The organism is Cetobacterium sp. (assembly GCF_051658645.1).
Classification (GTDB): Bacteria; Fusobacteriota; Fusobacteriia; order Fusobacteriales; family Fusobacteriaceae; genus Cetobacterium_A.
Genome location: NZ_JBOFMZ010000035.1, coordinates 26,740 through 41,263 on the forward strand (window position 1 = coordinate 26,740; position 14,524 = coordinate 41,263).

General features: G+C 29.5%; 14 protein-coding genes. 10 read left to right on the forward strand and 4 right to left on the reverse strand.

Going from position 1 to position 14,524, the window contains the following annotated elements:
- The 9 genes from hemL (at nucleotide 1) to ACRCZX_RS03145 (ending at nucleotide 8,818) form a co-directional block, all read left to right on the forward strand.
- Nucleotides 1-1,308: a glutamate-1-semialdehyde 2,1-aminomutase gene (hemL, locus tag ACRCZX_RS03105; RefSeq protein ID WP_438581480.1), complete on the forward strand. Its 1,308-nt coding sequence runs from the start codon at nucleotides 1-3 to the stop codon at nucleotides 1,306-1,308.
- Entirely contained in the window at nucleotides 1,298-1,750 is a 453-nt protein-coding gene (locus ACRCZX_RS03110) for a precorrin-2 dehydrogenase/sirohydrochlorin ferrochelatase family protein (protein WP_438581481.1), read from the forward strand. The genes hemL and ACRCZX_RS03110 overlap by 11 nt, the downstream gene beginning before the upstream one ends.
- A gap of 143 nt (nucleotides 1,751-1,893) precedes the next feature.
- Nucleotides 1,894-2,460, forward strand: coding sequence for a glycerol-3-phosphate responsive antiterminator (locus ACRCZX_RS03115; protein WP_438581482.1), 567 nt, complete (start codon nucleotides 1,894-1,896; stop codon nucleotides 2,458-2,460).
- Nucleotides 2,461-2,580: 120 nt separating this feature from the next.
- Nucleotides 2,581-3,333 carry an MIP/aquaporin family protein gene (locus ACRCZX_RS03120; protein ID WP_438581483.1) on the forward strand — a complete coding sequence of 251 codons (753 nt, stop codon included), beginning with the start codon at nucleotides 2,581-2,583 and terminating at the stop codon, nucleotides 3,331-3,333.
- A 36-nt stretch (nucleotides 3,334-3,369) separates the two neighbouring features.
- A complete protein-coding gene (glpK, locus tag ACRCZX_RS03125; protein ID WP_438581484.1) occupies nucleotides 3,370-4,863 on the forward strand; it encodes a glycerol kinase GlpK in 1,494 nt (497 codons plus the stop codon).
- A gap of 139 nt (nucleotides 4,864-5,002) precedes the next feature.
- Entirely contained in the window at nucleotides 5,003-6,430 is a 1,428-nt protein-coding gene (locus ACRCZX_RS03130) for an NAD(P)/FAD-dependent oxidoreductase (protein ID WP_438581485.1), read from the forward strand.
- On the forward strand, nucleotides 6,430-7,683 hold the full coding sequence (locus tag ACRCZX_RS03135) for an NAD(P)/FAD-dependent oxidoreductase (RefSeq protein ID WP_438581486.1): 1,254 nt from the start codon (nucleotides 6,430-6,432) through the stop codon (nucleotides 7,681-7,683). The genes ACRCZX_RS03130 and ACRCZX_RS03135 overlap by 1 nt, the downstream gene beginning before the upstream one ends.
- Before the next feature lie 11 nt (nucleotides 7,684-7,694).
- A complete protein-coding gene (locus ACRCZX_RS03140) occupies nucleotides 7,695-8,030 on the forward strand; it encodes a DUF1667 domain-containing protein (protein WP_438581551.1) in 336 nt (111 codons plus the stop codon).
- A 47-nt stretch (nucleotides 8,031-8,077) separates the two neighbouring features.
- The gene (locus ACRCZX_RS03145; protein WP_438581487.1) at nucleotides 8,078-8,818 is read left to right on the forward strand and encodes a tRNA1(Val) (adenine(37)-N6)-methyltransferase; all 741 of its coding nucleotides are present in this window, start codon (nucleotides 8,078-8,080) and stop codon (nucleotides 8,816-8,818) included.
- 39 nt (nucleotides 8,819-8,857) lie between these two features.
- Here the strand turns inward: ACRCZX_RS03145 and ACRCZX_RS03150 are convergent, their stop codons facing one another.
- Genes ACRCZX_RS03150 through ACRCZX_RS03160 form a run of 3 tightly spaced genes read right to left on the reverse strand, consistent with a single transcriptional unit; the run spans nucleotide 8,858 to nucleotide 12,372 of the window.
- Nucleotides 8,858-10,705, reverse strand: a complete 1,848-nt coding sequence (locus ACRCZX_RS03150; protein ID WP_438581488.1) for a PTS fructose transporter subunit IIABC — start codon at nucleotides 10,703-10,705, stop codon at nucleotides 8,858-8,860.
- A gap of 12 nt (nucleotides 10,706-10,717) precedes the next feature.
- On the reverse strand, nucleotides 10,718-11,632 hold the full coding sequence (gene pfkB / locus ACRCZX_RS03155) for a 1-phosphofructokinase (protein ID WP_438581489.1): 915 nt from the start codon (nucleotides 11,630-11,632) through the stop codon (nucleotides 10,718-10,720).
- The gene (locus ACRCZX_RS03160) at nucleotides 11,629-12,372 is read right to left on the reverse strand and encodes a DeoR/GlpR family DNA-binding transcription regulator (protein WP_438581490.1); all 744 of its coding nucleotides are present in this window, start codon (nucleotides 12,370-12,372) and stop codon (nucleotides 11,629-11,631) included. Before ACRCZX_RS03160 ends, pfkB begins: the two co-directional genes overlap by 4 nt.
- Nucleotides 12,373-12,519: 147 nt before the next feature.
- Between ACRCZX_RS03160 and ACRCZX_RS03165 the strand changes: the two genes are divergently transcribed.
- Nucleotides 12,520-13,134: an NUDIX hydrolase gene (locus ACRCZX_RS03165; RefSeq protein WP_438581491.1), complete on the forward strand. Its 615-nt coding sequence runs from the start codon at nucleotides 12,520-12,522 to the stop codon at nucleotides 13,132-13,134.
- Nucleotides 13,135-13,173: 39 nt separating this feature from the next.
- Here the strand turns inward: ACRCZX_RS03165 and citG are convergent, their stop codons facing one another.
- Entirely contained in the window at nucleotides 13,174-14,520 is a 1,347-nt protein-coding gene (gene citG / locus ACRCZX_RS03170; RefSeq protein ID WP_438581492.1) for a triphosphoribosyl-dephospho-CoA synthase CitG, read from the reverse strand.
- Nucleotides 14,521-14,524 lie beyond the last annotated feature (4 nt).

The window sequence follows — 14,524 nt, forward strand, 5'->3', positions numbered from 1 at the left end:
ATGAGATATAAAGAATCAGAAAAAATATATAAAAAAGCTGTTAAAATTATCCCAGGTGGAGTAAATAGTCCAGTTAGAGCATTTAAATCAGTTGATAAATCATATCCAATATTTGTAAACAGAGGAAAAGGTTCTAAAATATATGATGAAGATGGAAATGAATATATAGATTATATATGTTCGTGGGGTCCACTTATTCTAGGTCATAACAATGAAATAGTTTTAAAAGGTGTGAGAGAAGCAATTGAGTTAGGAAGTTCTTTTGGTTTACCTACTAAGATGGAGGTAGAGCTTGCAGAACTCGTTTGTAAGTGCTATCCATCGATGGATATGATAAGGTTTACAACTTCTGGGACAGAAGCTACTATGGCAGCGATAAGAGTTGCTAGAGCATTTACGAATAGAAATAAAATTTTAAAATTTGAAGGATGCTACCATGGACATTCAGATTCACTTTTAGTAAGTTCTGGTTCAGGGTTATTAACAGATGGTTATCAAGATAGCAATGGAATAACTGAAGGTGTTTTGAAAGATACTTTAGTTGCTTCTTTCGGAGATGTAGAAAGAGTTAAAGAGATATTAAGTAATAAAGAGGTAGCTTGTATAATAATGGAGCCAGTACCAGCAAACATGGGACTTATAGATAGCTCTAAAGAGTTTTTAACAGCTATGAGGAAAGCTTGTGATGAAACAGAGACGCTTTTGATATTTGATGAGGTTATCTCTGGCTTTAGAGTGGCACTTGGTGGAGCACAAGAATATTATGGAGTAACTCCAGATATAACAACTTTGGGTAAAATAATCGGTGGGGGATATCCAGTAGGAGCTTTTGGTGGTAAAAAAGAAATTATGGATATGATAGCACCAGTAGGAAGAGTTTATCATGCTGGAACATTATCTGGAAATCCAGTAGCAGTAAGAGCTGGATTTGAAATGGTAAGCTACTTAATGAAAAATAAAGCAACTCTTTATAAAGAGTTGGAAGAAAAAGTTATATATATAACAGAAAAAATCAAAAAAATAGCTCAGAAGTATAAAGTGCCTATAAAAATAAATAGGTTAGGCTCATTATTTACAATTTTCTTTACAAAATTAAATGAGGTAACAGCTTTGAATCATGTTATAGATTCAAATACAGAGCATTATTCAATATACTTTAATACATTACTAGATAATGGTGTTATTGCACCACCTTCTAAGTATGAGGCACATTTTATTTCGACAGAGCATACAAAAGAAGATTTGGATAAAACTTTAGAGATTATAGAGTTAGCATTTAAAAAAATTGGTGAAACAAGTGGAAAGTAAAAAAACTTTTTTTCCTCTTTTTGTAGATTTGACTGGTAAAGAGTGCTTGGTTGTAGGTGGAGGAAATATAGCTTTAAGAAAAATAAAAAGTTTAATTGATTATGGTGCTAAAGTTTTAGTTGTGAGTTTACATATATTACCTGAAATCATGGAATTAGGTTTAGAGTTTGAAAAAAGAGGGTTTCATGTAAGCGATATAGATAATAAATTTTTAGTAGTAGCTGCAACAGATGATGAAAATTTAAATGAGATGATAGTTGATTTATGTGAAACTAATAATGTTTTAGTTAACAATATAACCTCTAAAGTATATATGTCGGCTCGATTTACGGCTCATATAGATACAAATGAATATCAAATTGCAGTTTCAGCAAAAGGAAATCCAAGAGAATCTATAAAACTGAAAAAAGAAATAATTGAATTTTTAAAATTAAAAAAATAAAATAAAAAATATAAAAATATTCTGTTCATTTAATTGGATAGAGTATTTTTTTTAAAATTTATTTGACTCAGCATTCGAAAAGACTTGACATTTTGGAAATTTGTAGTATAATTAGTATTAATAAGAAACAAAAGGAGAATAAAGTGAACTTAAAATTCATAGAAAGTTTAACTAAAAATAATAAGATATTAGCTGTCAAAGATCAAGAGAGTTTAGAAAAAGCTCTTTTAAGTTCAGTTAAAATTATATTTTTATTAAGTTGTGATATATGTTCAATAGAAGAAACTACTCGTTTAATAAAATCTGCTGGGAAATTATGCTTTGTACATTTGGATATGATACATGGTTTAAATATAAGAGAGAATTCAGCTCTTGATTTTTTAAAAGAAAATAGTTTTGCAGACGGGATCATATCAACAAAATCAAGTGTAGCAAAATATGCTCATAAAATTGGATTTTTAGTTGTAATGAGATGCTTTATAATTGATTCGCTTTCTTTAGAAAGTACAGTAAAGCTTTTTAATGAAAAGTATATAGATGCTATTGAAATTTTACCAGGGGTTATGCCTAAAATTATAGAAAAAATTTCAAAACGAAGCTCAATTCCAATTATTGCTGGTGGTCTTATTTCTGATAAAGAAGATATAGAATTAGCCTTAAAAAGTGGGGCGATAGCTGTTTCAACAACAAAAATAAATATTATAGATTGATTTAGCTAGAGATATAAGAGAAGCTATTCAAAAAAAAGAATGAAATTTCTTTTTTTTGAATAGCTTTTTTAATAGTAGTATAGTTTTAAAAATTTATAACAAATATCATGGGAGGGTATTATGAATGTTTTTTTAGCTGAATTTATAGGAACTACAATTTTAATTTTATTAGGAAATGGAGTTGTTGCAAATGTTTTGTTAAACAGAACTAAAGGAAACAATTCAGGATGGATTGTGATAACAACGTCTTGGGGATTAGCTGTTATGGTTGGAGCTTATTCAGTTGGATGGGTTAGTGGAGCACATTTAAATCCAGCTTTAACTATTGGTCTTGCTGTTGCAGGATTATTTCCTAAAAATCTTGTTTTTGGTTATGTAGTATCACAAATTTTAGGAGCTATGTTTGGTCAAATTTTAGTTTATTTAACTTATAAAAGACATTACGATGAAACAACTGATGCAGGATCTATTTTAGCAACATTTTCTACAGGTCCAGCTATTAGAGATTTCAAATGGAATTTTATAACTGAGGTTATTGGAACTTTTCTTCTTGTATTTGGACTTTTAGCTATAGGACATGCTAACAATCAAGCGTTTAGTGCAACTCTTCCAAATGGAGAAATTATTAAAGGATTTACAGGTGTTTTAGGTCCATTACTTGCAGGATTCTTTATTTGGAGTATAGGAGCAAGTTTAGGTGGTCCTACAGGTTATGCAATTAATCCAGCTAGAGATTTAGGACCAAGAATTATTCATGCTATTTTACCTATTTCAAGCAAAGGAGAATCTGATTGGTCTTATTCTTGGATTCCAGTATTGGGACCAATTGTAGGTGGAATAATAGGGGGATTAGTTTATATAAGTGTTTTTTAAATAAAATAAAAAAAAATAACTATAGAGGAGGATTTTATGAAGTATATAATTGCATTAGACCAAGGAACAACTAGCTCTAGAGCTATAATTTTTGATGAACAGCAAAGGGTTATAGCTAGTTCACAAAAGGAATTTAAACAAATCTATCCTAAAGAGGGATGGGTAGAGCATGATCCTATGGAAATATGGTCTAGTCAAAGTGGGGTATTAGCTGAAGCAATGGCACAGTCTGGTATTTCTCAGCATGATGTTATTGGTATTGGTATTACAAATCAAAGAGAGACAACAATTGTTTGGAATAAAATAACAGGTAAGCCTGTATATAATGCTATTGTTTGGCAATGTAGAAGAACAGCTCAAATATGTGATGATTTAAAAGAAAAAGGATTAACAGATTACATAAGAGAAAACACAGGTCTTGTTGTAGATGCTTATTTCTCTGGAACAAAAATAAAATGGATTTTAGATAATGTTGAAGGAGCAAGAGAATCTGCTGAAAGAGGAGAGTTACTTTTTGGTACTGTTGATACTTGGTTAATTTGGAAACTTACAAATGGAAAATCTCATTACACTGATTATACAAACGCTTCTAGAACAATGATATATAATATAAAAGATCTTTGTTGGGATGAAAAGCTTTTATCTGAGCTAAATATTCCAAAATCAATGCTTCCTACAGTAAAAGATTCAAGTGGAACATTTGGATATGCTAATTTAGGTGGACAAGGTGGACATAGAGTACCAATTTGTGGAGTTGCTGGAGATCAGCAAGCAGCTTTGTTTGGGCAAGCTTGTTTTGAAAAAGGAGAAGCAAAAAATACCTATGGAACAGGATGTTTCATGCTTATGAATACAGGAGAAAAGATGTATTCAAGTAAAAATGGTCTTTTAACAACAATTGCAATTGGATTAAATGGAAAAGTTGAGTATGCTTTAGAGGGAAGTATTTTTGTCGCAGGAGCAGCAGTTCAATGGTTAAGAGATGAATTGAAATTAATTGAAGATTCTAAAGATACTGAATATTTTGCAAATCAAGTGAAAGATAATGGAGGAGTTTATTTTGTTCCTGCATTTGTTGGATTGGGAACTCCAAATTGGGATATGTACGCTAGAGGTACAATTGTAGGGTTAACTAGAGGTAGTAATAAAAATCATATTATAAGAGCTACTCTAGAATCAATTGCTTACCAAGCTAAAGATGTATTGGAAGCTATGCAACAAGATTCAGGAATTGAATTAAAGGCTTTAAAAGTTGATGGAGGAGCTTCTGCTAATAATTTTTTAATGCAATTCCAATCTGATATTATTGGAAAAGAAGTTCATAGACCTTCTATTTTAGAAACAACTGCTTTAGGAGCAGCATATCTTGCTGGTCTTGCTGTTGGTTTCTGGAATGATAAAAATGAAATTAAAAAAAATTGGTGTTTGGAGAAAACATTTATCCCTAATATGTCTGAAGAGGATAAAAATTTAAAACATAAAAAATGGAAAAGAGCTGTCGAAAGATCTTTAAATTGGGATATTGACTAATTAGAGAAAAAGTAGTATATTTAAATTAAGAAAATTAAATATTAGCAATAGAGATAAAGAGAGCTAAAAAAGTGTTGGTAATTTGTTACCACCTTTTTGTGCTTTCTTTTTTTACTGTTAAAAACTAGGAGGAAATTTTATGTATGATGTTTTAATCATTGGTGCTGGTATTGTAGGAACTGGTATTGCAAGAGAGCTTTCTAAATATAAATTAAAAGTTGCAGTTTTAGAAAAAGATACAGATGTATCGAACGAAACTACAAAAGCAAATAGTGCAATAGTACATGGAGGGTATGATGCCAAAGAGGGATCCCTTATGGCAAAGTTAAATGTTTTAGGTAATTCTTTATACGAGGATTTATGTAAGGAGCTTTCTGTTCCTTTTAAACGTAATGGTTCACTTGTTTTAGCATTCAATGAAGAAGAAGCTAATCACCTTAAGGTTCTTTACAACAGAGGTATCATTAATGAAGTCCCTGGATTAAGTATTATCAATCAAGAACAGCTTAGAAAAATTGAGCCAAATGTTGATGAAAAAGCGATTGCAGCATTACATTGTTCTTCAGCAGGAATCGTTTCACCTTGGGAATTTGCAGAAGCATTAATAGATAATGCTGTAGAAAATGGTGTAGAAATATTTTTAAATACAGAAGTAAAAAAAATAGACAAAAATAATAATGTGTTTGATGTACATACAAATTCAGGAATATTTCATGGGAAATATATATTTAACTGTGCGGGAGTTCATGCAGATTTAATACATAAAATGATAGCCTCAGAATCATATAAAATATTACCTAGAAAAGGAGAATATTTTGTTCTTGATAAATCTCAAGGGAAAAGAGTAAATCAAACAGTTTTTCAATGTCCATCTAAATTAGGAAAAGGAATACTTGTTACTCCAACAGTTCATGGAAATCTATTAGTTGGTCCTGATGCTCAAGATATAGATAATAGATATGATGTTTCAACATCAACAGAAAGACTTGATTATATTAAGTTTAAAGGTAGTCATTCAATTAAGGATATTAATTTTAGAGAAAATATCAGAACTTTTGCAGGAATAAGAGCAGAATCAGATAGAGGAGATTTTATTATAGAAGAGTCAGAAGAGAAAGGGTTCTTTGATATTGCAGGAATTAAATCACCAGGTTTATCTGCTGCGCCAGCTATAACTTTAGCTGCTTTAAATCTATTAAAAAAAGCTGGAGCTAGTCTTGTTTTAAAAGATAAATTTATATCTCCTAGAAAGCATATGTTATTTATGAATTTATCTTCAGAGGAAAAAGCTGCTAAAATAAAAGAAGATGATAGATTTGGTAGAATGGTTTGTAGATGTGAAATGATAACAGAAGGAGAGATAATTGAAGCTATTCATAGACCTGTAAAAGCAGTTACTATAGATGCTGTAAAAAGAAGATGTAGACCAGGTTCTGGAAGATGTCAAGGCGGTTTTTGTGGGCCTAAAGTTCAAGAGATTATAGCGAGAGAATTAAATGTAGATATCAAAAGTATTGTTTTAGACAAAGCTAATTCTTACATTCTAACAGAGGAGTTGAAAAAATAATGAAATATGATATTGTTGTTATAGGTGGAGGTCCTGCTGGTCTTGCTGCTGCAAAATCAGCTTATGAAAATGGAGCAAAAAATATAGTTATTTTAGAAAGAGATAAAGAGTTAGGTGGAATTTTACAGCAGTGTATCCATAATGGATTTGGATTACATAGATTTAAAGAAGAGTTAACAGGACCTGAATATGCTCAAAGGTATATAGAATTTATAAAAGAATGTCCTATCGAAGTAAAATTAGAAACTATGGTTTTGAATATTTCGAAAGAAAGAGTTATATCTATGATTAATCCTATTGATGGTTATAGAGAGATTGAAGCGAGTTCTATTATTTTAGCGATGGGTTGTAGAGAGAGAACTAGAGGAGCTATTGCTATTCCTGGAGAAAGACCGTCTGGAATTTTCACAGCAGGAGCAGCTCAAAGATATATTAATATGGAAGGATATATGGTTGGTAAAAAAGCGGTTATTCTTGGAAGTGGAGATATTGGATTAATTATGGCAAGACGTTTAACTTTAGAAGGTGCTAAAGTTGAAGCTGTTGTTGAATTAATGCCATTCTCAGGTGGGTTAAATAGAAATATTGTTCAGTGTCTAGATGATTTTAATATTCCTTTACTTCTTTCACATACAATTATAGATATAAAAGGAAAAGATAGATTGCAAAAAGTTGTTGTAGCTAAAGTAGATGAAAATAGAAAACCAATTCCAGGAACAGAAATACATTATGATTGTGATACATTGTTGTTATCTGTAGGATTAATACCAGAAAATGACCTTTCAAAAGAAGCTGGTGTTATTCTAGATAATAGAACAAGTGGTCCTATTGTGAGTAATTCAATGGAAACAAGTATTCCAGGTGTATTTGCTTGTGGGAATGTTGTTCATGTTCATGATTTAGTTGACTTTGTTAGTGAAGAAGGAGAAAGAGCAGGTAAATTTGCAGCTTGTTATATAGCTTCAGAAAATTGTAAAATAGAGAATATTTCTAATATTAAAAATGGAATGGGTATAGTTTATACTGTTCCTCAAGTTATTAATTTAGATAATTTACAAAATAAACTTGAAATATTTATGAGAGTTAATAACGTTTACAAAAATCAAAAAATTGTTATTAGAGAAGGGGATAATATTATTGCTAGCTTTAAAAGAGCTCATTTAGCTCCAGGTGAAATGGAAAAAGTTCTTTTATCTGAAGTTTTACTTAAGAAAATCTCAAAAGATATTACTATAGAACTACAGGAGGTTTAGTTGTGAAAGAGATGATATGTATTTTGTGTCCAATAGGGTGTCATTTAAGTATAGATATAGAAAATGATTATAAGGTTACAGGGAATTCATGTCCCAAAGGTGAGGGATATGGAAAAGAAGAGCTTATTGCTCCTAAAAGAGTGGTAACATCTATAGTAAGAGCCTATGGTGGTATACATAACATGGTTCCAGTTAAAACAGATAAGTCAATTCCAAAAGAGTTAATATTTGAATGTATGGAACTTTTAAAAAATATTAAAGTTCAGTCGCCTCAAAAAATTGGAACAATTATTTTTGAAAATATATTAAATACAGGAGCTAATATTGTTTTAACTCGAGATATATAAATTTCATTTTTCTGCCTTTTTTGTTATAATAACTTTGGAGGTATGAAATGAAAATAAATGAAAACGAAATTATTAATAGTTTATTGAATAAAGATTTGAAAATAATCCAAAGACCAGATTTCTTTAATTTTTCTTTAGACACTCTTTTGATATCAAACTTTATATCTTTAACAAGAGGAACTAAGAAAATTTTAGATTTAGGTACAGGAAATGGAGCAATTCCTTTATTTCTTTCAGAAAGAACAGATGCTAAAATTATTGGAATTGAAATTCAAGAAATTTCAGCAGATTTAGCGACTAGAAATATTGAGTTAAATAATTTGGAAAATCAAATTACAATTATACATGATGATATGAAAAATTGGAATAAATACATTAATAATGGATCACAAGATATTGTGGTAACTAATCCTCCGTTTTTCAAATTTCATGGAAATGAAAATCAATTAAATGATTTAGACCAAATTACTTTAGCTCGACATGAAATAAGTATTGATTTAGAAAGTTTAATTGAAGTAGCCTCAAAAGTTTTAAAGGATAAAGGATACTTTGCTATGGTACATAGACCTGATCGTTTATTAGAAATAATTGATACTATGAGAAAATATGGGATTACCCCTAAAAAAATTCAATTCTGTCATTCTAAAATTGATAAAGGAGCTAAGATTCTTTTGATTGAAGGAGTTAGAAATGGAAAAGATTTTCTTAAAATTTTACCACCATTTATTTCACATGATGAAGATGGAAAGTATTCAAATGAAGTTTTAAAACTTTTTGAAAAATTATAATTGAAAACCCCTTCAAACTCTGAAGGGGTTTTCAATTATTTATATACTTTTAGCAGGCTTTGTAATTCCAACAAGCACACAAGTTATTAGTGAACCTACAGCAGCAGCTAACAAATACATTAAAGGATTTGTTATAATAGGAAGTACGAATAATCCACCATGAGGAGCTGGAAGTTGACAATTAAATGCCATAGCTAAACCACCAGCAACTGCAGATCCAATAACAGAACAAGGTATTATTCTCATAGGATCAGCAGCAGCAAAAGGAATTGCTCCTTCTGTAATAAATGAAACTCCCATTATGTAGTTTGTTAATCCAGCTTCTCTTTCATCTTTTGTAAATTTTTTCTTAAAGAATGTAGTGGCTAAAGCTATACCTAAAGGAGGAGTCATTCCACCAATCATAACAGCAGCATGTGGATAGTAATTTCCAGCAGCGATAGCAGCAATACCAAAAGTAAATGCAGCTTTGTTAATTGGTCCACCCATATCTATCGCCATCATACCAGCAAGAACAGCACCTAGTATGATAAGGTTTCCAGTTCCTAAATTATTTAAGAAATTAGTTATTCCATTATTTATAGATGCAACTGGAGATATAACAACACCATACATAATAAGTCCAGTAATTAAAATGCCAAATAAAGGATAAAGTAATACAGGTTTTATTCCTTCTAATTTTTCTGGTAATTTAGAGAAAACTTTCTTTAGTAAAAGTACAACATATCCAGCAAGGAATCCACCAGCTAAACCACCAAGGAATCCACCACCGTTATTGGCTGATATAAGCCCAGCAACCATTGCAGGAGCAAAACCAGGTCTATCAGCGATACTCATACCAATAAATCCAGCAAGTACAGGAACCATTAAGAAAAATGCATTTCCACCACCAATATCCATTAAAATTTTAGCTATAGGATTGAAACTAGGATCACTAGGATCAGCAGCTTTAATTCCAAAAATAAATGATAATGCAATAAGAATTCCACCACCAACAACAAAAGGTAACATATTAGAAACTCCACTCATAAGATGCTTATAAAAACCTTTTGATTCATTGTTAGAAGAAGTTGATGAAGAACCACCTGAAGAATAGATATTAGCTTTTTGATCAATAGCATTTTGAATAAGTTCTTTAGGTCTTTTGATTCCATCTTTAACAGGTACTATTTCAACATGTTTACCATTAAATCGAGCCATATCGACATTTTTATCAGCTGCGATTATAATTCCTTTAGCATTTTTTATTTCTTCATCAGTAATCATATTCTTAACACCAGTAGAGCCATTTGTTTCAACTTTTATAGTGATTCCCATCTCTCTAGCTTTTTTATTTAATGCTTCAGCAGCCATATATGTGTGAGCAATTCCAGTTGGGCATGCAGTAACAGCAAGAACATCAAAACTAGTATTTGTTGAAATAGTTTCTTCTTTTACAGGAGCGTCTTTTAAAAGAATATTTAAAACTTCCTCTTCTGAAGTAACATTTAAAAGTTTCTCAATAACATCATCATCTAAAAGTAAAGATGTAAGTTTAGATAATGTTTCTATATGAGAGTCTGTTGCATTAGCAGGAGCTGCGATCATAAAGAATAAAGTAGATGGTTCTCCATCAAGTGAATTATAATCAATACCTTTTTTTGATAGTCCAAAAGCAACTGTAGGAATTTTAACAGATGCAGACTTTCCGTGTGGAATAGCAATTCCCTCTTCTAATCCAGTTGAACTTTGTTCTTCTCTTTTTAAAATAGCATTTTTAAATTCTTCTTTATCATTTAATTTACCAGCTTTAAAAAGAACTTCAACAAGCTCATCAATAACTTCAGCTTTAGTATTAGCTTTTAAATTTAAATTCATGCAGTCTTTAACTAACATTTTATCTAACATTGTTTCCTCCAATTATAATTTATTGATTTTAATATCTTTTAATAGATTTTTCATAGTTTCAAAAGTTGTTAATCCTTTAGAAAATGCTGTTCCACTACCAGATGCAATTCCAATTTCATAACACTTAGTTAATGGAAGATTTTGATTTAGTCCATAGATGAAACCACCAATCATAGAATCTCCAGAGCCATTTGAACTAATTAATTCACCTTTAGGAACACCACAGCTAAAAATTTCATCTTTAGTTATAAGAATAGAACCTTTTGCTCCAAGAGAGATAAGAACATTTTCTGCTCCTATAGTTTGTAGTTTTTTTCCTGCTTCGATTAACTCTTCATTCTTTGAAAAGTTAGATTTAAAGAATTCGTTTATTTCATCTTTGTTTGGTTTTATTAAAAACACTCCTTTTTTAAGTGCAACTTCAAAAGCGTCTCCTCTAGTATCAAGAATAACTTTAACATCTTTAGGGATAGCCTCTATTATGTCAGCATATATAGATGAAGATATAGAAGAGGGAACACTTCCAGAAAGAGCTAGTATATCTCCAGATTTTAAATTGTTTTTTAAAAATACAAAAAGTTCTTCTATATTTTCTTTTAAAATAGCAGGAGAAGTACCTGCAACTTCAGTTTCAAGACCATTATTATTTATTTTTAAATTTATACGAGTATCTTCTTTAATTTTGAAAAATTGAGTTTCTAAATCGTCATTTTCTAAAGATGATTCAATAAAATCTCCAGTAAATCCACCAATAAACCCAAGACATACTGAATTTGTATTAAAATTCTTTAAAACTTTAGAGACATTGATTCCTTTTCCGCCAGGAAGTTTATATGTTTCCTTTGGAGTATTTAGATTTCCTTCAACAAAATTTTGAAACGTTAAGAAATAATCTATCGCAGGATTTAAAGTTAATGTATATATCATTTTACTACCTCCATTGTAACTATATTTTGATATTCTTTAGAAAGAGGTTTATCTGTTATAAGAGTTCCTACATCTAAAGTTGAAAAAATTATAAAACTACTTTTATCAAATTTTGTATGGTCACATAAAAAATAAATGTTTTTGCCTCTATTTATAGCTTCTGATTTGATCATAGCTTCTTCAAAATCAGGAGTGCTATATCCATCTATATTAGCAGCGTTGACTCCAATAAAAACCGAATCAAAATTAAAGCTTTTTAAATATTGAACAGCTGAGTATCCAACAGTACAACTAGTTTTACTTTTAATTTTTCCACCAACTAAATAGCTTTCGATATTGTACTTTTCTAATTCGTCGATTAAATTTAAACCGTTTGTAACTACTTTAATATTTAAATTTTTTAGATGTTTGATTATACATAAGGTAGTTGTTCCAGCATCTAAAAAGATACATGTATCTCTTTTGATAAATGAAGCAGCTAGCTCAGCAATATTTTCTTTTTCATTTTTATTAAGATTTCTTCTAAATTGAACATTTAAATCTTGATTATTATTCAGAGAGGTATTTAAAATAGCTCCACCGTGAACTCTTTTAATAAGTTCTTTTTTTTCTAAAGCAGCTAAATCTCTTCTAGCAGTAGCTTCAGATATATTTAAAAGTTCAATTATTTCTAAAACTTTTACAACCTCTTTTTGTTTTAAAAGATCTAAAATAGAATTTTCTCGTTCGATATTTAACACATCATCACTTCCTTTATGTAGACATGTTATCATATTTCACAAAATAAATCAATCACTTTCTTTCAAAAACAATCAAAAACAATCAATTTAAAATAAAACAAGAAATTTTTAGAAAAAAAAGTTAAAATAAAGATAAGGAGGAATGTAATGAGAGATATTGATTTTAAAGAGAAAATAATAGGTAGAGATAAATATTTAAATTCTGCTGTAGTAGCTTTAGTTGTAGAAAAAAAATCGAAACTATATTTTTTATTTCAAAAAAGAGCAAGTGGAATAAGACAAGGTGGTGATATTTCTTTTCCTGGTGGAAAAATTGAAATAAATGAAACTAGTTTAGAAGCAGCTTTGAGAGAATGCAGAGAAGAAATTGGATTAAAAAAAATAGATATAAAGGGGAAAATAGGTACTATTGTTATACCTTCAGGTATTTTAGTAGAAGCTTTTTTAGGATTTGTAAATGAAAAAGATTTGTTAAAATTAAAATTGAATAAAACTGAAGTTGAAGAATGTTTTTTAGTTCCATTGGAATTTTTCAAAAAAACAGAACCAAGAATAGAAAAACTAGAAGTTGAAACAAGACCGTATTATGAAGAAAATGGAATAAAATATATATTTCCATCAGCAGAGTTAAATCTTCCTAAAATGTATCATAAACCTTGGAAAGGTTCTCCAAGAGAAGTTCTTATATATGTTTATAAAGAAAGAGTGATTTGGGGATTAACTGCAGAAATTATAAAAGAATCATTAGAATATATTTATTAAAAAAGAGGTCATTGACCTCTTTTTTAATAAATTGTGGTATTAAAAATATTTTTTTATAAAACTTAAAAACATTGTAATAGCTAAAAGATCAGCAGCTCCACCAGGGCTAATTTTTTTATTAATAAACTCATTTTCAATCTCTAAAAGTAGATTTGTATCCAAAGAGTTATTATAAAATTTAATATGCAACTTTTTTGCCATTTCTTTTACAAAATTTAAAATTTCGATGTCGTGTCTATGTAAAATAGTAGTATCTTCAAGAGTACTCATTAAATATATAAGTGTACGTATCATGCTAGTATTAATATGTTCGTTATTTAATAAAGAGTTTTCAAAAATTTCAATACTACCATTAAAGACCATACTTAAACCATTTTTAGCAACACCTCTAACTCCTACAACACCATGTTTTATATAAAGTTTTTCTCCGTGAGTATGTTGTTTTTTTAAATGTATATGTTCAAAATCTTTTAAAATATCTTTACACATATTTTTAAGAATAGTTGGTATATTTTCAAAAGATTTATTTTCATATTTAGATTTAGCAGCAGCAGCAGCAGTTATTCCCATTAAAAAAATTAGTCCTTTGTGAGTATTGACGTTATGAGTTGCTAAAAACATATTTTTTTCAGCAATTTTCCCCATATGTCTAATTTTTTTAAAAATTAAATCTATAGGTAACGGAGAATAACCAGCTTTAATAACTTCGTTAAAATAAGAAGTTAAAGAGAAGCTACTCTGAATAAAAGTGAAAAAATCCATATCTTTATGTGAACCATTGCTATGTGGAGAAACTAAACCAAAAGATGGAGAAGCTGAAACTTCTAGTACAACTGATTTTAAAGCTAAATTAGCAAATTTTTCTAAAAGTTTTTTATTAGAATTTTGGAATTTTAAGAACGCTTCTAATTTGCTTTCAATTTTACTTATAACATCATCTTGAGTATGATTTTTAGCTCTGCTACATATAAATGACATCTCATTACAAAGTAAACATTGTCTTTTTTCTCCACCGAAGTCCTTTCTAGAAAATGGATATCCATTAAAATCAAAGACATCAATATCAACACATCTTCCAAGTTGGTGATTATTTTCAATAGCCATAGCAATTTTTTTAATACTTTTTCCATTACTTTTGATAGAATAGATATATGTACGTCCTTCAATAGAATCTAATTTTTTTGAAAAAATAATATCTGAATTGAATATATCTAGAACTTCATTTTTTATACATTCTAAAATATATTTTGAAACAAAAGTATTCTTTTCCTCACCAGGATAGTTAGCTCTTAAAACTAAAATTGGCAGCTTATATTTTGTGATTATTTCATTTTGGATTTCCACTCTTTTCTCTCTCATTAATAAAAATTCTTCTAAATTAAACATATAT

Bases quoted from the DNA above. Each gene is read 5' to 3' on its own strand.
- hemL (WP_438581480.1), top strand. From the start codon at position 1: ATGAGATATAAAGAATCAGAAAAAATATATAAAAAAGCTGTTAAAATT.
- ACRCZX_RS03120 (WP_438581483.1), top strand. From the start codon at position 2,581: ATGAATGTTTTTTTAGCTGAATTTATAGGAACTACAATTTTAATTTTA.
- glpK (WP_438581484.1), top strand. From the start codon at position 3,370: ATGAAGTATATAATTGCATTAGACCAAGGAACAACTAGCTCTAGAGCT.
- ACRCZX_RS03130 (WP_438581485.1), top strand. From the start codon at position 5,003: ATGTATGATGTTTTAATCATTGGTGCTGGTATTGTAGGAACTGGTATT.
- ACRCZX_RS03135 (WP_438581486.1), top strand. From the start codon at position 6,430: ATGAAATATGATATTGTTGTTATAGGTGGAGGTCCTGCTGGTCTTGCT.
- ACRCZX_RS03140 (WP_438581551.1), top strand. From the start codon at position 7,695: ATGATATGTATTTTGTGTCCAATAGGGTGTCATTTAAGTATAGATATA.
- ACRCZX_RS03145 (WP_438581487.1), top strand. From the start codon at position 8,078: ATGAAAATAAATGAAAACGAAATTATTAATAGTTTATTGAATAAAGAT.
- ACRCZX_RS03150 (WP_438581488.1), bottom strand. From the start codon at position 10,705: ATGTTAGATAAAATGTTAGTTAAAGACTGCATGAATTTAAATTTAAAA.
- pfkB (WP_438581489.1), bottom strand. From the start codon at position 11,632: ATGATATATACATTAACTTTAAATCCTGCGATAGATTATTTCTTAACG.
- ACRCZX_RS03165 (WP_438581491.1), top strand. From the start codon at position 12,520: ATGAGAGATATTGATTTTAAAGAGAAAATAATAGGTAGAGATAAATAT.
- citG (WP_438581492.1), bottom strand. From the start codon at position 14,520: ATGTTTAATTTAGAAGAATTTTTATTAATGAGAGAGAAAAGAGTGGAA.